The 22,148-nt window shown below is 56.3% G+C and carries 19 protein-coding genes; 8 read left to right on the top strand and 11 right to left on the bottom strand.

Translation table 11 applies throughout. The annotated features are described in order from the left end of the window. Positions 1–17: 17 nt before the first annotated feature. The 8 genes from JRC49_11945 to JRC49_11910 all read right to left on the bottom strand — a co-directional run bounded on the left by JRC49_11945 (position 18) and on the right by JRC49_11910 (position 7,919). Positions 18–464: a hypothetical protein gene (locus JRC49_11945; GenBank protein QTE70502.1), complete on the bottom strand. Its 447-nt coding sequence runs from the start codon at positions 462–464 to the stop codon at positions 18–20. Between the two features lie 4 nt (positions 465–468). Next, entirely contained in the window at positions 469–714 is a 246-nt protein-coding gene (locus JRC49_11940; protein QTE70501.1) for a DUF3781 domain-containing protein, read from the bottom strand. A 110-nt stretch (positions 715–824) separates the two neighbouring features. Next, entirely contained in the window at positions 825–1,262 is a 438-nt protein-coding gene (locus JRC49_11935; protein QTE70500.1) for a hypothetical protein, read from the bottom strand. Between the two features lie 165 nt (positions 1,263–1,427). Next, positions 1,428–2,723 (bottom strand): hypothetical protein, encoded by a 1,296-nt coding sequence (locus JRC49_11930; GenBank protein ID QTE70499.1) that lies wholly within the window; start codon positions 2,721–2,723, stop codon positions 1,428–1,430. Between the two features lie 8 nt (positions 2,724–2,731). Continuing rightward, a complete protein-coding gene (locus tag JRC49_11925) occupies positions 2,732–5,524 on the bottom strand; it encodes an ABC transporter permease (protein QTE70498.1) in 2,793 nt (930 codons plus the stop codon). Continuing rightward, complete coding sequence (locus tag JRC49_11920) at positions 5,521–6,279, bottom strand: ABC transporter ATP-binding protein (GenBank protein QTE70497.1); 759 nt, start codon at positions 6,277–6,279, stop codon at positions 5,521–5,523. The genes JRC49_11925 and JRC49_11920 overlap by 4 nt, the downstream gene beginning before the upstream one ends. A gap of 123 nt (positions 6,280–6,402) precedes the next feature. Beyond that, positions 6,403–7,281, bottom strand: coding sequence for a HAMP domain-containing histidine kinase (locus JRC49_11915; protein ID QTE70496.1), 879 nt, complete (start codon positions 7,279–7,281; stop codon positions 6,403–6,405). Then, entirely contained in the window at positions 7,245–7,919 is a 675-nt protein-coding gene (locus JRC49_11910) for a response regulator transcription factor (GenBank protein ID QTE70495.1), read from the bottom strand. Before JRC49_11910 ends, JRC49_11915 begins: the two co-directional genes overlap by 37 nt. Positions 7,920–8,126: 207 nt before the next feature. On the opposite strand from JRC49_11910, the gene JRC49_11905 reads away from it, so the two are divergent. The 3 genes from JRC49_11905 to JRC49_11895 all read left to right on the top strand — a co-directional run bounded on the left by JRC49_11905 (position 8,127) and on the right by JRC49_11895 (position 11,245). After that, positions 8,127–9,521, top strand: coding sequence for a GntP family permease (locus JRC49_11905; GenBank protein ID QTE70494.1), 1,395 nt, complete (start codon positions 8,127–8,129; stop codon positions 9,519–9,521). A 75-nt stretch (positions 9,522–9,596) separates the two neighbouring features. Continuing rightward, positions 9,597–10,829, top strand: coding sequence for a glycerate kinase (locus JRC49_11900; GenBank protein ID QTE70493.1), 1,233 nt, complete (start codon positions 9,597–9,599; stop codon positions 10,827–10,829). Between the two features lie 179 nt (positions 10,830–11,008). Further along, positions 11,009–11,245, top strand: coding sequence for a hypothetical protein (locus tag JRC49_11895; protein QTE70492.1), 237 nt, complete (start codon positions 11,009–11,011; stop codon positions 11,243–11,245). 700 nt (positions 11,246–11,945) lie between these two features. Here the strand turns inward: JRC49_11895 and JRC49_11890 are convergent. Next, positions 11,946–12,710 carry a GNAT family N-acetyltransferase gene (locus JRC49_11890; protein ID QTE70491.1) on the bottom strand — a complete coding sequence of 255 codons (765 nt, stop codon included), beginning with the start codon at positions 12,708–12,710 and terminating at the stop codon, positions 11,946–11,948. Positions 12,711–13,029: 319 nt separating this feature from the next. Here JRC49_11890 and JRC49_11885 point away from each other — a divergent pair, with 319 nt between their 5' ends. The 5 genes from JRC49_11885 (at position 13,030) to JRC49_11865 (ending at position 19,668) form a co-directional block, all read left to right on the top strand. After that, positions 13,030–14,565: a sugar ABC transporter ATP-binding protein gene (locus JRC49_11885; GenBank protein QTE70490.1), complete on the top strand. Its 1,536-nt coding sequence runs from the start codon at positions 13,030–13,032 to the stop codon at positions 14,563–14,565. 5 nt (positions 14,566–14,570) lie between these two features. After that, complete coding sequence (locus JRC49_11880) at positions 14,571–15,587, top strand: ABC transporter permease (GenBank protein QTE72875.1); 1,017 nt, start codon at positions 14,571–14,573, stop codon at positions 15,585–15,587. A gap of 25 nt (positions 15,588–15,612) precedes the next feature. Beyond that, on the top strand, positions 15,613–16,620 hold the full coding sequence (locus JRC49_11875) for an ABC transporter permease (GenBank protein QTE70489.1): 1,008 nt from the start codon (positions 15,613–15,615) through the stop codon (positions 16,618–16,620). A gap of 58 nt (positions 16,621–16,678) precedes the next feature. Then, entirely contained in the window at positions 16,679–17,755 is a 1,077-nt protein-coding gene (locus JRC49_11870) for a substrate-binding domain-containing protein (GenBank protein QTE70488.1), read from the top strand. Positions 17,756–17,865: 110 nt separating this feature from the next. Continuing rightward, positions 17,866–19,668, top strand: coding sequence for an L-fucose isomerase (locus JRC49_11865; protein ID QTE70487.1), 1,803 nt, complete (start codon positions 17,866–17,868; stop codon positions 19,666–19,668). 199 nt (positions 19,669–19,867) lie between these two features. On the opposite strand, the gene rhaD is transcribed toward JRC49_11865, so the two are convergent. Further along, a complete protein-coding gene (gene rhaD / locus JRC49_11860) occupies positions 19,868–20,689 on the bottom strand; it encodes a rhamnulose-1-phosphate aldolase (protein QTE70486.1) in 822 nt (273 codons plus the stop codon). Further along, positions 20,686–21,987, bottom strand: a complete 1,302-nt coding sequence (locus tag JRC49_11855; protein ID QTE70485.1) for a rhamnulokinase — start codon at positions 21,985–21,987, stop codon at positions 20,686–20,688. The genes rhaD and JRC49_11855 overlap by 4 nt, the downstream gene beginning before the upstream one ends. Positions 21,988–22,148: the final 161 nt, after the last annotated feature.

Here is a 22,148-nt window from a genome sequence, read left to right as displayed (position 1 = left end):
ACGTATACACCTCCGTCTCAAAAACCCAGTGCCCGCAGCACCTTTACCGTAAAAAACTCATCAGCGTTTTTCATCGTTGGAATATGGATCAGCACCGCTCTTCCGCTGAACTTCCGGAGCAGATGCCAGTATGCTTCGTTGCACAGATAGGCCGTCGGCGTCTCAGAGACCTTTGCTTCCAGCCCGGCTTCCCGGAAGCCGTCCGTCATTCTTTCCAGATCCAGCCTTGACGAACACCTGATGCCGTCCTTCTCCGCTGTTCTTTCAATCCTCACCGTACCCGCCAGGTTCTTATCCACACCGAACAGTATGACGCTGTCATATGCCGCGTCAATGGCGTCAATATCCTTCTTCACCCCGCCGAAGGAATTGGTCAGCAGGCAATAATCCCGTCCCAGCGCTTTCACCAGCTCCCCGGACAGGTTATTCCTCCCTTTGAATCCGATCAGCAAAGTACAGTTCATGCGTTCATTCCTTTATCCTGTGTGCGGTAATAATCGTGTAGCTGTATGCGTTGACCGTAATCTCGCAGCCGTCGATCCGGATGTACCAGTTCTTTCCTCTCCGTTCTGCTTCAGCCCTGGAATCCTGAATCTTTTCCCTGCACCAGGCAACCACGTCCTGCTCCCCCAGTCCCAGGTTTCTCCTGATCCTCTCCACGCCCATCTCCGTTGTGTGAATACGCTCAAGATTCTCAATCAACACATTCATCATTAAACTGTCCTCACAGAATGGATTTGTCCAATTGGTATAACCAAAATAATTATGAATTGTGAATTATGAATTTATGTCCTGCCTGTCGGCGCAGTATTAATTCTGAATTCTTAATTCTGAATTAAGGATTCAGAAAGCTTCGCCTTCAGTTTCTCATACCTCTCAAACTTTTCCAGCTTGCGGAAATGTTCTTCCCTCGTCTGCTCATGCAGCAGGGAATAGTCCAGCTTCTCGTCACCGAACTGCTCACTGGTCAGGTCAAAAACGCAGTCGCCGACCACATTGAAACAGTGATAATTTCCGTCCCCCAGCGGCACGCCAAAGACCTTTCCGCCGAAAATATCCTGTGCCAGGAATGCGGTAATCGAGCACTGGCCCAGCGTCCGGTTTGCTTCGCTCCAGTCCGGCTGCATCCGGGGCGCGCAGGTTTCCCTGGCCCACACGTTCCACAGCGCTTCATACAGATCCCGGGGCGTCTCAATGCCCGGATACTCCCGGCTGACAGCCGGAACCAGTGCCTGTTCCCATCCATAGAATCCGTATTCCATATGGCCGCGTCCTTTCTGCGTCTTATTCGAATCATACCGCATGAGCTACCGGAAAAGCAAGTTTTTCCGGTGCGTAGTCTTTATCTGTCCCTTGGCAAAAAACAGCGCCGGACAGTTGAACTGTCCGGCGCCTTTGGGTATACCCATCTGTACGAAAACTCTGTTTTATAATTTGTCTTCCTCAAGCCTGTGTATTTTGCGTCTCAGGATGACGCCCTGGAGCAGCAGCAGGATCAGCAGCACGCCGCATGCGCCGCCCAGCGCAATCGTCAGCGGAGAAGTCTTCTCTTTTTTCTCCTTCTGTCCGCCTGCTTCCTGCTCTGTTTCTTTCGTAACCGGTTTTTCCACATTCAGGCTCAGCGGCAGTTCAAAGGACGCGGGGTTGCCGTCTTCATCCGTGCATTCCACCGTCAGTGTACCGGTAAAATCCCCTTCCGTTCCTTTTCCCGGCGTCAGGATAATCTGCGCCTGTTTGGTTTCTCCGGGCTGTATCGTACCCACCAGTGCGCTCTGCCTGTCGGTAATGCCCGGCATAGACACTGTGGCCAGCACGTTCACAACGTTTGCCCGGCCCATATTCATCAGCGGCACGCTCAGGGTTACGGAATCGCCTGCATAAACACTGCTGGCCATTTTTACCCCGCCCTGTTCCAGCCGGATGGTCTGGTGGATCGCCACGGTGTGATTACAGGTATAGGTGTTTTCCTGCCCTGCCGCGGTCCATGTCAGTTCTATTTTCAGGATATGCGGAACCACGGTGGCTTTCGCCAGTACGGTAACCGGATAGGTAGCCGCAAGGCTTTCGCCGGGTGCCAGGTTTCCAGCCTGCAGCGTTTCGGCGTCCCGGGGAAGGATATGTCCTTCTGCTTCGCTCATCTTCAGTTCTATGTTTTCCAGTTCCGTGGCTTTGCAGGGATTGCTCAGGGTCAGCTTCACTTCGCCGTTTTCACCCACATGCAGATCCGCTTCCACGCCGGTCACGTCGATCCGGGATTTTTCCAGCAGTTCCGTTCCGTTCCGGACCCGTACGGTCTGGAGAATATCCAGTTCCTGTTCCTGTCCCGCCCGGTTCCGTGCCGTGATATGGATTTCACAGGGATAATCCCCGTTTTTAGGCTCTGCCAGCATGGACAGCCCGAACCTTATTCCCCAGACGTGTTCTTCCTCTTCCACAGCTTCCACGGTCATATCCTGGCTCTTGAACGGAGAAATACTCGGGTTCTGCATCTTCAGTTCCGCCGTCACGCTTTCCGCTTCGCCTTCAACTCTCACAGGCACAATCAGGTTCCATCTTCCCCTTGAATCGCCCGCGGTATATCCCTGGGACCAGGATCTGTCCATCCCCCGGAGAACCGTGTTTTCATCAAGGGATATTGAAAAGGCAGGCTCTCCCAGGGCGGTCAGAACCGGTATAAGGAACAGAACGGTCAGCAAGGCCGCGTATAATCTGTTCTTTTTCATTTTATCTTTTACAGCTCCCTGATATTCTCAACAATCGGCTGGCGGGCCACGCCGGTCAGGCGGCCGCGGATGCCCGCGGTACAGGCCAGCGCCACGCATGCTGCCAGCACCGCCAGAATGGGAATCATGATCAGCGGATGGCTGGCCGTAAACAGTCTCAGTGCAGGAATCCCGCTCACCGCATAGAACAGCAGGCATGGGATCATGGCAACCCCCGCGCAGATCCATACCGGCAGCCGGTAACATCCGACCAGGGTGCGCAGGTCCGCGCCCACGGCGCGCAGGGTTCCGATCATCCGGGTATCAGAGCGGATCTGTCGGGCAACTCCCGTCACCTGCATGAATACAGATACCGCAAAGAACAGCAGGATCATACCCGTCAGGATCAGGATTTCACGCAGCTTTTTCGCCCGTCTCGCCCGGATAATCTCCAGCTCGTTTTCATAGCTCATTCCGCCCCGTGCGGCAATCGACTGGATCCGGTTTTTGACCAGTTCCTCTTCCTCCGGCGTCGGATCGGAAGTGCAGAAAACCTGTGTGGTGTCCGGATTCGGCAGTTTCAGTCCCATCGCCCGGGCGCCCTTTTCGGTTACGATCACGGTCACCCCGCTCATATAGGTACCGTTGATATGCATTCCTCCGCTCAGCACTGCGCCCACTTTCACTTCATTGCGGACAGGCGTCATGGACTGATACCAGTTTTTCCATTCTTCCCCGATTTCTATAGTGTCCATCGGGATATCGTCCACACGGTTCCCGGTCATTTCCAGCAGGCTCAGGTTCATACCCTTTTTGAAGTAGTCGTTCCGGATCACAATGTCCCATTCCTTCTCCCGGATTTCTCCCGGAAGGAGCCATGTCTCAATGTTGTATCCGCCGTTTTCCTGCTTCCTGACGCATAATTCAGGCGCGTAAACCAACACCTGTTCCCCGCTGTCCAGCTTTTCCAGGTCAATCGTTCCGTCAGTCACGTTCTCCTTCAGCAATTCAGCGTCCGGATCAGCCACCATGACGTTGACCGGTACAACTTTATCGGTAATGCCCAGCTGATCGCGGATCAGGTTCATCTGGTCCGCTCTCTTCACCATTTCAGCAGCGTCCCAGTTCTCATAGATCCGGCTTCTCGCGTCCGCCAGCTCCCCTTCGCTGTAAAACAGCCATTCAGAGGATGTTCCAAACGCTCCCAGGGGACTGAAGTTCTGTATGAGTGTATTCCCTTCTGCATCCTTGTCCTTCAGGGTCAGGGGCCTGAAGTATTCCGGAAGCTCTTCCATCAGCAGGTTTCCCCGGATAGATGTCGCGGACTGCACCCGGCTGATACCGCCGTAATCGGCGAGTCTCCTCAGTTCGGATCGGACATCCTCTTCCTCGCTTTCACACTGGGAAAATGAGTCCTCCGAATAAGCGTTTCCGAAAGAATACATGGAAAATGCCGGCCGTTCACCATCCTGGTTTTTAATCCCCAGCACCACTTCCCCCAGCAGCAGGGTGGAAAGCAGCGTCAGGGCGATCATCCCGGCCGTACCTGCCTGGCGCAGCGGGTGCAGCCGCACACGCCGTCCGGCAATCAGCCGGTCTGGCTTGAATTCTGTGTGATTCCTGATTTTCCCGGCACGGCGCAGCATGCCCGTATCCCGGAGCACGCCCATCGGCGTCTGGGCAGACGCGTGGTAAAGCGGCAGCCGGGAGGCAGCGAACACGCAAAGGCCGGATACGCCCAGAATCGGGATCAGCAGCCAGATATTCAGGTCAAAGGCCACCTGGTCGGGCGCCAGCCTGGAAATCACCCAGGCAGTCAGAATACCCAGGATCAGGCCGGCCGGAAGCGCGGTAGCCGTCAGCATCCAGGCTTCCGCTCCGTAGATCCGCCGGATCTGCCGGCGCGTGGATCCGATAGCCCGCAGCATGCCGATATCCTCTGTTTTCCGGCTCAGCAGGCTTTCCATTGCTGTGGCGATGCCGATGCAGGCGGACAGCATCAGGGCTGCGCCCAGCACAACCCACAGGGCAATCCGGCTGACAAAGTCCCTGGCCCGTCTCCAGCCCGAATCGTCAAACACGGCTTCACCGGTTTCCCGGCTTACGCCGAAGCTGCAGTCTCTCAGCTCGTACCGCAGCGGGCAGTTCCGCATCACCTGGTTAAAAGTGATCAGCGGCGCGTAGGTCAGCACGCGGTGAACCATAAGCATACCAATGTCATAGTGTTCCCCGGGGAATACCACCATGGACGGAAGGCGCATGCCTTCCTCCTCGCTGAAAACCACCCGGTTCAGGTATTCGCTCTGTTCGTTCAGGATGCCGACCAGCGTGAAGGTTTTCTCTTCTTCGTTACCGTAAATCGGCTTCATATTAAGCGTCAGCGTATCGCCGATCTTCGCCTTTTCCTGTCCCAGCTGGATCAGGGCGCTCATTTCCGCGGCAACTTCCCCGTTTTTTTCCGGGAAACGCCCTTCCGTCAGCGTCCTGTTGATCAGCTTTTCCGCTTCTTCGTCATAGTAGCCGCTGTAAATGCTGGTATCCTTTACTCCTGCGTCCACCGTCACATGGCCGATCCGCTGGAAGAAGCCGCAGCTGCGCAGCTGGTCGTCTGTCGGCCTTTCGCTGCCCAGCATAAACATATCCATCCAGCCGACCCGCTGAGCCATCTGCTCATCATGGCCCCGGACGGTTCCCCAGGCACACAGCCCCGTGGCGGTGACCAGGAAAACAGCCAGTAGAATGCCGGCAAAAAGGCTGACATAGGCTTTCCGGTTCACCCGGATATTTGCCCTGGCAACCTGGTTGATAGTCAGTTTTTTCATCCGACGGACCCCCTTCGGGTACCGTCAGAGGACTTGCGTCCGGTATAATCTCCGCCGTCAGAAGTGATCGGATGCGCACCTTCTCCGCTGTCTTCGGCGATTTTGCCATCCTCGAGGCGGATAATCCGGTCTGCCTGTTCGGCAACGCCCAGGTCATGCGTCACCAGGATCATCGTAATCCCCAGCTCGTTGCTGATCGTGCGCATCAGGGTCAGCACTTCCCGTCCGGTTTTCCCGTCCAGGTTACCGGTCGGCTCGTCAGCAAACAGGATGGAAGGTTTGTTGGCCAGCGCGCGGGCAATACAGATTCGCTGCTGCTGGCCGCCGCTGAGGGCTCCGGGCAGGTGGTTCAGCCGGTCCTCAACTCCCAGCATTTCTGTGAGCCGTTTCAGGTACTGTTCGTCCGGTTTCCGGTTGTCCAGCATCACCGGCAGCAGGATATTCTCCTGTCCTGTCAGCTCCCTCACCAGGTTGTATGCCTGGAACACAAAGCCGAACCGGCGCCTCCGCAGCACCGACAGCTGGTTGTCGTTATATTGAAACAGGTTGTTGTCCTGATACATCACTTTGCCGGATGTAGGCCTGTCCAGGCCGGACAGAAGGTGAAGCAGGGTGGATTTGCCGCTGCCGCTCTTTCCGGTGATGGCCGTAAAGGTGCCCTGCTCAAAAGAAAGGCTGATGCCATCCACGGCATGCACCTCACTGCTGCCGCTTCCGTAGGTTTTCCTCAGATCTTCACAACGAATCATTTCCATCGTTCATTCCTCCTCGGCAGCAAGAATAGCAAACCAACCTTACTTTCAAGTGACTTTCACCTTACGTTTTTGTAAGATTAATGGCCGCAGGCCGTCAGCCATTCATTCTTCATTTTTCATTTTTCATTTATTTATCATATCCAGCACCGGGATCGAGATCGTAAACTTCAGGCCCTTCTTCGCGTTCTGCGCAAGGATCTGCCCGTGGTGCCTGTAAATGATTTCCTTTACAATGGCCAGGCCCAGGCCGGCTCCTTTGCTGGACTGATTCTTGGCCCGGTAAAACCGGTCAAACAGATGGGGCAGGTCTTTCGGATCCGCTCCGCCGCCGTCATCTTCCAGGGTACAGTAAAAGAACCGGTCCGTCTGTTCCATAAAGATGCGGATGTGCCCGTTCTCGGCGGTATGCTCGCAGGCGTTTTTGATCAGGTTCCGGAAGGCTTCCGACAGCCACCTTTCGTCGCAGCGGATCACCGCCTCCCCCTCCACTGTCAGCGTCTTTTCTGGCCACAGGGAGCGCATCTGTTCCCAGTCCTTCAGGATCATCTGCCGGATATTGTGCTCTTCAAAAGTAAATTCATATCCGTCCGCGCAGAGCTTTTCCAGCCGCAGCAGGCTGCTGATCAGCGTTTCCATCCGCTCAATCTGGGCAATCTGCTGGTCGCAGTGGGCGCTGGAGTCCATTTCGCAATATAGGCGCAGGGAGGCCAGCGGCGTCTTCAGCTGGTGGGAAATATCCGCCGTCAGGGCGCTGGTGCGCCTTGCCTCCTGGCGGAATCGTTCCTCCGCCACATCAATGCGGTTCTGCATCTCCGTTGCGGCATTTTCCACCTGCGCGATGGTATCCTCCCGCAGGGAAAGCGGCAGGTTCCCGCCGATTCCCATCAGGTAGTCCTCCATATTTTCGGACAGCCTTTTCAGCCGCCTTGTCTCCCATATGCGGCGGCAGGCCAGTGCCGCCAGGATCAGCAGGAGGATTCCGCTGAGGATGTATCCGACCATTGATATCCCACTCCCCGTATGGTGTTGATGTGCTCTGCTCCGACCTTCTCCCGCAGCCGGCTCATATGGACCGACAGCGTATTGTCATCAATAAACTTTCCGCCGTCATCCCACAGAACCTCCAGCAGGCGTTCCCGCGGCACCACGGCCGAGTGATCCATCAGCATCGTCACAATCTTGAATTCCGTCAGCGTCAGCGGAAGTGCTTCCCCGTCCTTCAGCACCTGCATCCGGTCCCGGTCAACCACAAATCCGCCCCGGCTGACCGGCCGCGCTGCCTGGCTGCCGCGCAGCAGCACACGCACCCGGCTGAGCAGCTCCTGCATCCGGAAGGGCTTGGTCACATAGTCGTTGCCGCCGGAGTCCAGTCCCCGGACCACGTCAAACTCTTCGCCCCGGGCAGTCAGGAAAAGCACCGGTCGGGTTTCGCCGGCGTCCCGCCATTCCCGGCACAGGCTGACCCCGTCTCCGTCCGGCAGGCCCACATCCATAACGATCACCTGCACCGCGTCCGTCAGTTTTTCCCGGGCTTCCCGCAGGCAGCCGCAGGCAATCACTTCATACCCGTCCCGGCCGAACAGTTCAGTCAATCCCTCCCGGAGGGCTGTATCGTCTTCCACCAGCAGTATGGTATTCATCTTTCGTCATACCCCGTTTCCCTGTGCAGCCGCGTCTGTTTACTGCACAGCTATTAATTAATGATATCACGCGGCAGGATACTCCGGCAAGTTTTCCAAAAAACACGAAAAATACAATTTCGTTGACTTTCCGATTTTTTGGTGTTACACTTCATATGGTATTTAGCTGTGACCGACAATTCCATATTTAGTAAGGAGGGTTCTGTTATGACCGGTCTTCCGCTTATCATCGTGTTCATTGTCGCGATCGTTCTGATGATCCTTCTCATCTCCAAGCTGAAGGTTCATCCGTTCCTGGCGATCATGGGCATTTCGCTGCTGCTTGCCATTGTCGCCGGTATTCCGTTGAATGACGTTAAGAATGCCGATGGTATCGTGGAAAAGATAGGCATTCCCAATGTAATCGGTGAAGGCTTCGCTTCAACGTTCAAATCCATCGGTATTGTCATCATCCTCGGTGCCTTCATCGGTTCGGTGCTGGAAAAAACCGGCGCCGCCCTGAAGCTGGCAGACATGGTGATCAAGCTGGTGGGTGAAAAACACCCGCAGCTGGCCATCGAGCTGATGGGCTGGGTCGTTTCCATCCCCGTCTTCTGCGACAGCGGCTTCGTTATCCTGAACCCGATCCGCAAAGCCCTGGTCAAACGTACCGGCGTCTCCTCCGTGGCGATGACGGTCTGCCTCTCCTGCGGCCTGTATATCTCCCATGTGTTCATCCCGCCGACCCCCGGCCCCATCGCTGCGGCCCAGACCCTCGGCGTCGGTGAATCCCTGCTGCTGGTCATCGGCATCGGTATCCTCTGCTCTATCTGCCCGCTGATTGCCGGCTACTTCTACGCCAAGTTCATCGGCAAAAAGATCAAGAGCGCAGACGAAACCGGAGACAGCAGTGAAGTCGTCAAGTCCTATGAGGAACTCAAAGCAGAATTCGGCAAGCTGCCCGGCGGCATCAACGCCCTGGCTCCCCTGCTGGTTCCGATCCTGCTGATGGCCCTGTCCTCCATCTCCTCCATGGCTGGCTGGACCGGCCCCATTGCTGGTCTGCTGACTTTCCTGGGCACGCCCGTCATGGCTCTGGCCGTCGGCACCGTACTGGCTGTCATCCAGATCTTCACAGCCGGCAAGGGTAAAGACTTCTATAATATTACCAATGAAACCCTGAAGACTGTGGGACCGATCCTGTTCGTCACCGCGGCCGGCGGCGTTCTGGGCAAGGTGATTTCCTCCTCCGACATGGTCAATTTCATCAAGGCAAATGCCACCACCTTCCAGACCATCGGCATCTTCTTCCCCTTCCTGCTCTCCGCTATCCTCAAGAGCGCGCAGGGTTCCTCCACCGTTGCCATCACAACCACCGCGGGCATTGTGGCGCCGCTGCTGCCTGTGCTGGGGTTCGCCACTCCCGTGGAGATCGCCCTGGTGGTTATGGCCATCGGCGCAGGCGCCATGACCGTCTCCCATGCCAACGACAGCTACTTCTGGGTGGTTACCAACTTCGGTGAAATGCAGCCGGAAGAGGGGTATAAGACCCAGACAGCCATGACCCTGGTCATCGGCATTGCCGCCATCATTGAAATCTTCATCCTCAGCCTGATCTTCTGATTCGAAAAGATCATTCCACGCGCACCGTGCCCGCACGGTGCGCTTCTTTCCCCCGTAAGATAAGGAGGCTTCACATTGAACCGACAATTGCGTGAACACGCGGATCAGATCGTCCGCGAAGCCATTGCGGCCGTACAGCCGGACGCGGCGGTACAGCGTGCCCTGAAAAGCATGGAGTTTTCCGGCCGGGTGCTGCTGGTCGCCGCCGGCAAAGCTGCCTGGCAGATGGCAAAAGCCGCATCCGACTGTCTTGGTGACCGGATTGAAAACGGCGTGGTGGTCACCAAATACGATCATGTCATGGGTCCCATCGCAAACTTCACCTGCTTTGAAGCAGGGCACCCGGTGCCGGATGAAAACTCCTTCCGGGGCACCCAGGCTGCCCTGGATCTCGTGGCGGACCTGACGGAAAAGGATACCGTCCTCTTCCTGCTCTCCGGCGGCGGCAGCGCGCTGTTTGAAAAGCCCCTGGTCCCCGCGGAGGAGCTGCAGGATATCACCGGCCAGCTGCTGGCCTGCGGCGCGGATATTGTGGAGATCAACACCATCCGCAAACGCCTGTCCCAGGTCAAGGGCGGCCGTTTTGCCCAGCTCTGCTGGCCCGGCAAGGTGGAAGCCGTCGTCCTCTCGGATATTCTCGGGGATCCGCTGGACATGATTGCCTCCGGCCCTGCCTGTCCCGATTCCGCCACTGCCGAGGACGCCCAGCGTATCCGGCAGAAGTATAACCTGCGGATGTCGGACGCCGCGGAGCGCCTCCTGACCATCGAAACACCCAAGACACTGGATAACGTGCATACCCAGATCAACGGAAGTGTGCGGGAGCTGTGCGCGGCCGCCGCAGTCACCTGCCGGAACCTGGGCTATGAACCCGTCCTCCTGACCGATCAGCTTTGCTGCCAGGCCCGGGAAGCCGGGAGCTTCCTCGCTTCCATCCTGAAAACCCATGCCGGGGATCCCAAGGCAATGGCCTTCATTGCCGGCGGCGAGACAGTCGTAAAGCTCACCGGCCATGGTAAAGGCGGACGGAATCAGGAGATTGCCCTTTCCGCGGCGGCAGGCATTGCCGGGCTGGAGCGGGCAGCTGTCTTCTCTGTCGGCAGCGACGGTACCGATGGTCCCACGGATGCCGCCGGCGGCTATGCGGACGGCGATACCTGTGCGGAACTGCTGGCCCATGGCCTGTCCATTGATGCAGTATTGCAGGACAATGACGCCTATCACGCCCTGGAGAAAACCGGCGGCCTGATCATCACCGGCCCCACCGGTACCAACGTCAACGATGTGGCTGTCGCCCTCCTGGACTGACCGTCAAAACCCATGTGTCTGTTTTTGGCCAGATATGACATGTATTATCAAACCTGTACAATTTGTCCCTGAAATCGCCTGAATTTCGATTGTATTGCCATTTCTTTGTTGTATCATAGTTATACGGAAGGAGCCGTACAACTTCTTCCGGACATTCTGATCGCAAAGGAGTGAATACAATGAAGATCAGAAATAATGATGAACTGAAACTGTTTGAAGAAACACTCGACCGCTGCGACGCTTCCGTGCTGGTTGTCACTGCGCAGGGTGATCAATATGACCTGAAAGATCCTGCACAGCGTTACCTGGGTATCGCAGAAATGATTCGTGGCGAAGGCATCAACGAGCCCGAACTGTTCGCTTCCTCCTATAAGGATGAAATGAAACTCTTCAACTACCTGAATGCCGTAGCGTAATTCAGTTCAAACATTCAGCCCTCTCCGGGATCGTCGGAGAGGGCTGATTTTTATTCCCGAATGCCTTAATCGGAACACCATTTCCTCTGCATCATCATCCCGAAAAGTCAGTCAGTAACTAATCACGTTTGCCGCAGGCAAACATATCATGTTCGACGCAGTCGAACCTATCATATTCGCATTAAGGCGAATCTCCGAGGGCGGCCAGTGGCTGAAATTCCGTTGGAGGTGAGGTCAACCGAAACAAGCGAGCTGTCCAGTGGACAGTCGCGCCGATTGAGGTTGCGTATGATATATCATGTTGCGCAGCAACATATCATTCTTTTGCGAAGCAAAAAACAATATAATTACTTGAAAACTGCTTCCTTCAGAAGCAGTTTTTTCCGCCATTTTTAAGTTATTGAGGAGGCATCAGTGCTTCAGACTGATCTGTCGGCACTTTAGTGCCGGTAACAGATCGTCCATGCAGGCGTCAGCGCTTTAGCGCTGCTAACGCCGAGCCATCCACTGCTAATGCCTATCCGCAAGCTCAATGGTCGTGACTCCCCACTGGGGAGCTCACTCCCTTTCGCTTGACCTCAGCTCTGACAAAATATCTGCCACTGGCAGTTGTCAGAGCTTCGCCCATGCTACAGCCGTCCATTTCTGCGAGTCTATGACGATGCAGAAATGGAATACGGCGATCGCAAAGTCTTAAGTATTAATTATTCATTATTTTCTCGGCCTCGAGCGCTGCCCATGCCGGCCTGAAGCCGCTCTTCATCCCGTTCCGGATAGACCGCACGTTGGACCAGGCCGCAGCATACAGCGGGATTTTCCCATGTTCAAAGATCGCCCGTGCCAGCCTGTTGGTCAGCGCGGATGCCACGCCTTTGCGCCGGTATTCCGGCAGCACGTCAATCCCGATCTGCCACATCTCCACGCAGTCATCGGAACATCCCGCCAGGCCGATCAGCTTGTCCCTGTCATAAGCGCCGTAACCCAGCATGTCCAGGTGCTTCTTCGCCGGACTGCTCAGCGCGTTACTCCATTCCGGCACATACAAATCCGTGAAATCCTCCGGATGCATTTCCCGCATCTCATAGGGACAGGTCAGTTCCGCACTGAAAACCGCGTCCGGGTCCGGCAGGTAGAAGCTGTGCATCCAGGCCACCCGGGCGCCTGCCTTCTGCAGGATTTTGTTCAGCTCATAGATGGCCATCGGCTCAAAGCACCGGTGAAACTTTTCCTGTCCGTTCACAAACGCTTCCACTTCCGGGATCAGGTCCTTCCGGCAGGAGGCCACGACGTTGGAGCCGTAGGAGACCAGCCTGCAGGTATTGGGGCTTTTCAGGAACTTGCTTGCCTGTTCCGATGCCTTGTTTTCAACGAATACATGGGTAACCCCGCGGAAGTCCTCTTCCCCGCAGGAACAGTCAATGGCAGACTGCCGCATCGCAGCCGCCAGGATCTCCTTGTACGTCATACACACTCTCTCCTGATCCTCTTTCAGATGGTTTTGTCATTATACAGCAAATCGGATTCATCCAAAAGTAACTAATCAGAAATTCTGCCCGTTATTTGGCGAAACGATTCACTTTTTTATCCTGTTTTTCATTTTCTCCCTTGACAAGCATGTATGCCTATATTATTCTATACACAAGCACCGGCGTTTATGCCGTAGAAATGAAACGTTACGTTATTGTAGGCTGTTATTCATATATTGAAGCCGTTGAAACCGGCTTGATTTCAGTCTTCATTTATATATTTGCAGCCTGATGATCATCACCAAAGGAGGATGCTTCATGGGAGAAGTGATCCTGACAATGAAAGGGATCGACAAATACTTCCCCGGCGTTCACGCCCTGGATCATGTCGATTTTGAAGTCCGTCGCGGGGAAGTCCATGCCCTCATGGGTGAAAACGGCGCCGGCAAGTCCACCCTGATGAAAGTGCTCACCGGAATCTATACCAAAGATGCCGGTTCCATCACCTTCGAGGGAAAGGAAGTCGAATTCCATAATCCCCGGGAGGCGCAGCAGGCCGGGATCGTCATCGTTCACCAGGAGCTGAACATGATGGGCCACCTGACCGTCGCCCAGAATATCTTCATCGGCCGGGAGCCGAAGCGCGGCCTGTTCATCAATGATAAAGCCATGAATGAAGAAGCCCGCAAGCTTTTCGCCCAGCTGAATATCGAGATCGATCCCAAAGAGACCATGAGCAGCCTGACCGTGGCAAAGCAGCAGATGTGCGAAATCGCCAAGGCTATTTCCCATGACGCGAAGGTCATCATTTTTGACGAGCCTACCGCGGCGCTGACCGACGCGGAGATCGATCAGCTCTTTGTCATCATCCGGGACCTGCGGGCCCGCGGATACGGTATTGTCTATATTTCCCACCGCATGGATGAGATCAAGAAGATCACGGACCGGGTCTCCGTCATGCGGGACGGCCAGTATATCGGCACCCTGATCACCGAGGAGTGCACCAAGGAAGACATCATCGACATGATGGTCGGCCGCGTCATCTATGAAGAGCCCAAGACCGAGAGCCGCTGCGCTGCGGATGCGCCGGTGGTCCTGAAGGTGGAACACCTCAACGCCGGGCGGATGGTTCAGGACGTCAGTTTTGAACTGCACCGGGGTGAAATCCTTGGCTTTGCGGGCCTGGTCGGCGCCGGCCGGACCGAGACCGCCCGCGCCCTGTTCGGAGCCGATCCCAAGCAGAGCGGCGACATCTGGATCAACGGAGAGAAAGTGTCCATCACCTCTCCGAAAGAGGCAGTAGAAGCAGGGCTTAGTTATTTATCCGAAGATCGGAAACGTTTCGGTGTCGTTCTGAAGAAGAACATCACGGAGAATTCCACCCTGGCCACCCTGAAGAAATACACCAAAGGAATCTTCATTGACAAGGCCGCGGAAGAGGCCGTTACACAGAAATATGTGGACGCGCTGAAGACAAAGACCCCCGGCATCGACCAGCTGGTTGAAAACCTCTCCGGCGGCAACCAGCAGAAGGTGGTTATCGCGAAATGGCTGGTCAACGATTCCCAGATCATGATCTTTGACGAGCCGACCCGCGGCATCGACGTCGGCGCCAAGCAGGAAATCTACGAACTCATGAATCAGCTGGCTGCCTCCGGCAAAGCCATCATCATGATCTCTTCGGAGCTGGCAGAAATCCTGCGCATGTCCGACCGGATCATCGTCATGTGCGAAGGCCGGAAAACCGGTGAGTTTGATATTGCGGAGGCCACCCAGGAAAAGATCATGGCCGCCGCCACCCGGGATATTGATATGCAGAACCGGAAAGCCCGGCAGGAGGGAGAAGCGGTATGAAAGCAATGCTTGAACGGTTCAAATCCCTCAGGCTGGTCAGGATTATGGGCTTCAACCGGGTCGTCCTGATCGGTGTCATCATCCTGCTGTGCCTGATCTTCCAGGTACTCAGCGGTGTGCTGAATCACGGCAACGTCTTCCTGACCTATGCCCGGTTCACCAGCGCCATCAACTACGGATACTTCATCGGTTTCCTGGCCCTGGGCGTCACCTTCGTTATCGCCACGGGCGGTATCGACTTCTCCGTCGGTCCGGTCATGTTCGCGGCGGCGCTGATCTCAGGCTACTGTTTCAATAACTATGGATTCCCCATGTGGGTTTCCCTGATCATGTGCCCCCTCATCGGTATGGTCTTCGGTACGGTCGGCGGCTTCTTCGTCTCCTACCTGCACCTGCCATCCTTCATCACCTCCCTGGCGCTGATGCAGATCGCCAAGGGCATCGGTTCCATCTTCACCAAGACCCAGAATGTATCCTGGCCCGGCAGTACCGATCCGGGCGGCTGGTACCGGAAGCTCTCCAACCTGGAGGTCACCGTAGGCGGCAGCAAGCTGAACATCCCTACCGGCCTGATCATCCTGATCATCGTGGCGATCATCTGCTCCATCGTGCTGAACAAGACCAAGGCCGGCCGTTACATGATCTGCCTGGGTGCCAACCGGGAGGCTGTCCGCCTCTCCGGCGTGGATACGCGCCGCTGGGAGATGCTGGCCTATGTAATCTGCGGTACCCTCGCCGGACTGGCCGCCATCTTCTATGTCGGATGCTACACCACGGTCCAGCCGGTCAAAGGCGACACCTTCAACAATGAAGCCATTGCGGCCTGCGTCATGGGCGGCACTTCCATGGCCGGCGGCCTCGCCTCCATCCTCGGCACCGTGATCGGCTCCTTCATCATCGCCATCATGCAGGAAGGCATCCTGTCCATGGGCTTCAACATTGCCTTCCAGTATTCTCTGACTGCTCTGATCCTTCTCGGCGCGGTAATCGCTGACGTGATGAGCCGCCGCCGCAGGAACTGACAAATGCGGAGAAAGGGGTAAGCAAATGGAAAACACCATTGACCGGAAAAAAGCAGCCCGCTCGGCATTCATCCGTTCCAGCGCCTTCCAGCGCCTGATCATCATCGCGGTTCTGATCCTGCTGTACGGCTTCTTCTACATCGCCAGTCCTTCCTTCCGGAAGTACACGACTCTTGTGCAGATCTGCAGCAACATGTATTACACGCTGCTCATGGCCATCGGCGTCACCTTCCCGCTGATCACCGGCGGTAATGACCTGAGCATGGGTACCGGCTTGATCTGCTATTCACTGATCGGTTCCTACCTGATGCGCATCTGCGGCTGGCCCCTGTGGGCGGCGATTATCATCACGATTCTCATGGGCGTCACCATGGGCGCGGTAAACGGCTTCGGCGTAGCCAAGCTGAATGTCCCGCCCTTTATCATGACCCTGGCCAGCATGATGTTCTGCCGCGGCATCGGCTCCATCCTTACCGGCGGCTTCTCCGGCACCTGGCCGGACGGCATGGAACCCGGTGCCGGATTCCGGAGCGTTTTCCGGCTCGTGGTCAAAACAGATACCGGGCGGATGCCCGTTCCCCTGGGAATGGTCTGGATGATCCTGCTGGTCATCATCATGTCCCTCGTGCTCAACAAGACCCGCGTCGGACGCTACACCATCGCCATCGGTTCCAACAAGGAAGCCCTGAAGCTTTCCGGGGTGAACGTGCTGAGATGGCACATCTTCGCCTATATGATCTGCGGCCTGTTCACCGGCCTGGCAGCCGTGACCTACGCCGCCACCTTCTCCAATATCACGCCCGGCCAGGGCGCCGGCTTTGAGCTGAACGCCATCGGCGCCGCCATCATCGGCGGCACGGCTATGACCGGCGGTTCCGGCTCTGTCTTCGGAACCTTCCTGGGCGTGCTCCTGATCTCCCTGCTGCAGGTCGGTCTCCCCTTCGTCGGGCTGAACGCCGACTGGCAGCTGCTCATCACGGGCTGTATCCTGATGGGCGCCGTAACCATCGATAAGATGCGCAACGGCAAATGATTTCCGTATGTGGCATCCCGGACGGATGTACATATATAAAGTAAGGAGGTATCCCCATATGAAGAAACTGGTCGCTCTCATCCTTGCCCTGGTTATGGTTCTCGGTATCTCTGCCGCGTTCGCGGATGAGTACCACTTCGAGATCGTCTCGAAGGGCTTCCAGTCCACCTATTGGCAGGCTGTTCTGAAAGGCGCCAAGGAAGAAGTGGACAAGATCAATGCTGAAGGCACTGACAAGATCACCATGAACTTCGTCGGCCCCGACTCCGAATCTGATGTTGCCCAGCAGGTACAGCAGTTCACCTCTGCGCTGAATGCCGCTCCCGCCGCCATCGGTTTCGCCGCCGTTGACCAGAACGCTTTCAACGATTTGCTGAACGACGCCCTGTCCAAGAAGATCCCGATCATCGGTTTTGACTCCGGTGTTCCCGGCGCTCCCGAAGGCGCTGTCTATGCCAACGCTTCCACCAACAACTACATCGCCGGCACCGTTGCCGCCGATGGTATGTGGGCGAAGATCGTTGCCCGGATCGAAGCAGCACCCGGTACTGTCCGCATTGGTGAAGTCAACCAGGACGCCACCGGTGAATCCGTGACCCAGCGCGGCCTCGGTTTCATCGACAGGATCATCGAGCTGGCCGCTGAAAAGGGCTGGAAGGTTGCCGTGACCGGTAACGAATTCTATGTCAACGGCATCAAGGGTGAGAAGGCCGCTGAAGCTGACGCCAAAATCATCATCGAAGCCAAGGTGCCCGCTCAGTCCACCGTTGAACTGTGCGCCAATGAAGCTTCCGTGCTGCTGAATGAAGAAGACCTGATCGCTGTGTTCGGTTCCAACCAGGTTGCCGCTGAAGGCGTTGTCGCCGCTGACAACAACCTGTTCAAGTGCGGCACCGGTGATGACACCGTCATCGCTGTTGGCTTTGACTCCGGTGCTACCCTGAAGGCCGCCATCCGCAGCGGCGTTATGTACGGCGCTGTGACCCAGTCCCCCGTCGGCATCGGCCGCGTGACCATCGACCTGCTCCTGGCCAGCGCCAAGGGCGAAGCCGTTGAAGACACCGATACCGGTTGTGCTTTCTACACCCTCGAGAACATCGATACTCCCGAGATCGCTGACAACCTGTATGACTGATCTTACTTATCGAGCCCGTTCCTGACGGGTCCGGTAAGGAACGGATGGGGATCTCCGGATCTCCATCCGTTTTCTCTCTGTCAGGCAAACCGCAAGGAGGTTAATGAACAATGGTAAAAAACAGATACCTGGGCAGCTATCCCGTGATCGGCATCCGGCCGACGATTGACGGCCGCCGGGGCGCCCTGAAGGTGCGGGAAAGCCTGGAGGACCAGACCATGAACATGGCCCGTTCCGCCGCCCGGCTGTTTGAGGAAAACCTGCACTATTCCAACGGCGAGCCGGTAAAGGTCGTCATCGCGGACACAACTATCGGCCGGGTAGCCGAGGCTGCCGCCTGTGAGGAAAAGTTCCGCCGCGAAGGCGTCGCCGTCACCCTGACCGTCACCCCCTGCTGGTGCTACGGTTCCGAAACCATGGACATGGACCGGAACACTATCAAGGCCGTCTGGGGCTTTAACGGCACCGAGCGTCCCGGCGCTGTCTATCTTGCCAGCGTCCTGGCAACGCATGCCCAGAAAGGACTTCCGGCCTTCGGCATTTACGGCCATGAGGTACAGGAAGCGGACGATACCTCCATCCCGGAGGATGTGAAGGGGAAACTGCTTCGCTTCGGCCGGGCTGCCGTGGCGGCTGCCACCATGCGCGGCAAAAGCTATCTCCAGATCGGCGCCATCACCATGGGCATCGGCGGTTCCATCATCGACTCAAAGTTTATTGAGGAATATCTCGGCATGCGGGTCGAGTCTGTGGACGAGGTGGAAATCATCCGCCGCATGACCCTCGGCATCTATGACCGCAAGGAGCTGGAAAGGCTGAAATCCTGGAGTGAGGAGAACGTGCGGGAAGGCTTTGACAAGAATCCTCCCGAACTGCAGAAGACCCGGGACCAGAAGGATCAGGACTGGGAATTCACCCTGAAGATGTACCTGATCATCAAGGACCTGCTCAACGGCAATCCAAATCTGCCTTCCGGCTGCGAGGAAGAAGCCGTGGGGCATAACGCCATCGCCGGCGGCTTCCAGGGCCAGCGCCAGTGGACGGATTTCTATCCCAACTGTGACTTCCCGGAAGCTATGCTGAATACCAGCTTCGACCACAACGGCGCCCGGGAGCCCTACGTCTTCGCCACGGAAAACGACGTGCTCAACGGCCTGGGTATGCTCTTCATGAAGCTGCTCACCAACCGTGCCCAGATGTTCGCGGACGTCCGCACTTTCTGGAGCCCTGAAGCTGTCAAACGCTGCACGGGTTATGACGTAGAGGGCGCCGCGAAAGAAAACGGCGGCTTCATCCACCTGATCAACTCCGGTGCCTGCTGCCTGGACGCCAACGGACAAGCCCGGGATGAGAACGGCACCCGGCTGATGAAGCCCTGGTATGACGTCACCGTGGCGGACCAGAAAGCCATCATGGAAAACACCACCTGGAACTATGCCGATCTCGGTTATTTCCGGGGCGGCGGCTATTCAAGCCGTTTTGTCACAGACTGTGAAATGCCTGCCACCATGATCCGCCTGAACCTGGTGGATGGCCTGGGCCCCATGCTGCAAATTGCCGAAGGCTGGACTGTAAACCTTCCGGACAAGGTCACCGATATCCTCTGGAAACGGACCGACTACACCTGGCCTTGCACCTGGTTCACGCCCCGCTGCGACGGGAAGGAAGGCAGCCCCTTCCGGAGCGCCTATGACGTCATGAACTGCTGGGGTGCCAATCACGGTGCCATCAGCTACGGCCATATCGGCGCGGACCTGATCACTCTGTGCTCCATGCTGCGCATTCCTGTAGCCATGCACAACGTGCCTGTCGCGGATATCTTCCGTCCTGCCGCCTGGAATGCCTTCGGCATGGATAAGGAAGGCGCCGATTACCGTGCCTGCGCCACCTACGGCCCCTTCTACAAAAAATAACCAAAAACCCCCATCAAAAAAGTCAGAGCTTCTTCCGAAGCCCTGACTTTTCCTTTTCTCCAAAAACTGTTTGAACACTCTATTATTTTTCAGTTTTAAGTCTTCAATATTGGTTTTTCCAAATTGAAAGGTTAGAAACTATATCATTTTTAAGTCTTAAGTTTTAAGTTTTAAGTTTTAATTATATCTGCATAATGCCTTATGCATTATGCAGATACCCTTCTCTGGGTACTAGCCCAAACCTCTCCGCCAGTCCCTGCAATATCTCGTCACTTATCGTATTAATCCGGGGCAGCCCGGCAATCTTCATATAGATCTCCGCTGCCTTTTCCACCGTCTCAATCAGACCGAAGGCTTCATCCAGCGTGTTTCCCACGGCTGACAGTCCGTGCTGGCTCCAGATCACCAGCCGGGCTGTCTTCATCTTCTCCGCCGTGTCCATGCCCAGCTGGTTGGTGCCGCACACGACGCAGGGAAGGATATTCACTCCTTCCGGGAATACCACAATGCATTCCGTGCACATCTGCCACAGTGTACGCGTAAAGGACCGCTCATCCAGTTCGTGCACGTACGTCATCGCCAGCAGGTTGGTCGGGTGGCAGTGCATATAGATCCGGTTTTCCGGGTTCACCCGCAGCCGGGCCGCATGGGTCATCATATGCGCTGCGAATTCGCTGGTAAACGTGCCTCCGTCCGTGAATCCCCACAGGAGCTCCGCCTCATCCCCGGCCGCTGTGATCCGCACCAGGCCCAGGTTGACAGCCGGCGCGTACTGCACGTTCTTGAAATACTTGCCCGTGCCCGTCACCAGGAAATACTTTCCTGCCAGTTCTGTCGCTGTGAACCCTGTCGGAATCCGGCGGATCACCCGGTCCGGATCCAGGCATCTGACCACCTGTTCCTCGTCCACCAGCATGCTCACGTTGCCGCCGTTCCGTTCATCCCAGCCGTGGTTGTACATATTTGTCAGCGTCCTGATCATCTCGGTCATCCACGGTTCAAACAATATATTCCTTTTCACTGTCCTGCCTCCTGTATATCCGCCCGAATCTGGACTTTGATATTTCCTTCTGCCGTTGCCTCCACGGGAAGTGCGATCACCTGTTTCCCGGTGGCCAGTGCGGTCAGCCTGTTCAGGTAATTGTTCTTTGCGCCGCCGCCCACAATATACAGCTTGCTGCGGCAGATTCCCGTGCATGCTTCCATCGCCCGGACCGCCCGGCCGTAAGTGTCGGCCAGGGACCGGTATGCGCACCGGAAATAGCCTGCCGTGTTTGCCGGTTTTTCCGCCAGCTTTGCGTCAAACGCTTCCTTCATGCTTTCCGGTGCCAGGAAATCCGGATCCTCCGCGTCCACAAGCCCGTCAAATCCATCCTGTTCCGCCTCTGCCGTGATCTCATCCCAGGGCTTTCCGGGGCAGAGCTCCTCCCGCAGGCGGTTTACCAGCCACATCCCGATAATGTTCTTCAGGTACAGGCTGCATCCCACGCCGCCCTCATTTGAATAGGCTGCCTCCATGCTCTTCCGGTCTGTCAGCGGGGAGGGTATCTTCATTCCCAGCAGGCTCCAGGTTCCGGAGGAAAGAAACAACTCGTTTCCTTCCATGGGAATTGCTTCCACCGCGCTTGCCGTGTCGTGCGTCGCGCAGAGCACCACTTTCATCCCCCGGTATGCGCCGATCACCGTTCCCGGTTTCCGCAGCTTTGGAAACAGGTGGCGCGGGAAGCCCAGGGCTTCCACGATTGCGGGATCATACTCCCCCGTCTTTGCGTTCACCATTCCTCCGGTGGTCGCCTCTGTGTACTCATGGGCTTTTCCGCCGCACAGCCGGTACATCAGGTAGGATGGCATCGGCAGGAAAGCGTCAGCTTCTGCCAGCCTTCCCGTCGTTTTATCCGCGTACAGCTGGTAGATGCTATTGAAGGGCTGATGCTGGATGCCGGTCCGCCGGTACAGCTCTTCAAAAGGCATCCGCCGGTGCACTTCCGGTATGGCCGGTCCTGTGCGGCTGTCCCGGTAGGCATAACAGGGCAGGATCTCCTTTTCGCCCTTCATCAGCACATAATCCACGCCCCAGGTATCCACAGAAAGGCTCACAATATCCGGAAAATACTTGAGTGCCTCCTCAATCCCCATCCGGATGTTCATCACCAGCGTTTCCAGGTCCCAGATCAGTCCGTCGTCTGTTTCCTTCATCCCGTTTGGAAACCGGTAAACCTCAACCGTCCGGATCTTTCCGTCCTCCGGCCATCCGACTATATGCCGGCCGCTGGACGCTCCGATATCAATGGCCAGATAGTATCTCACCGTTCCGCACATTCCTTTTCTGTCTTTTAATGCTATTAACCGTAACGTTTCGTCTTGTATTATCAGTATATATAAAACCGTGCCCTTTTGTCAACACGCGCCTCCGGTGTTTTCAAAGCTTTATTTTCTTTGAACAAACCTGCTGTTCCGTATTCCCTTTTGTTTCCGCTTTC

This window comes from Clostridiales bacterium FE2011, assembly GCA_017569305.1.
GTDB lineage: Bacteria > Bacillota > Clostridia > Christensenellales > Aristaeellaceae > Aristaeella.
The sequence above is the reverse complement of the archived record's forward strand: the minus strand, read 5'-3'. Positions and strand labels throughout refer to the sequence as shown.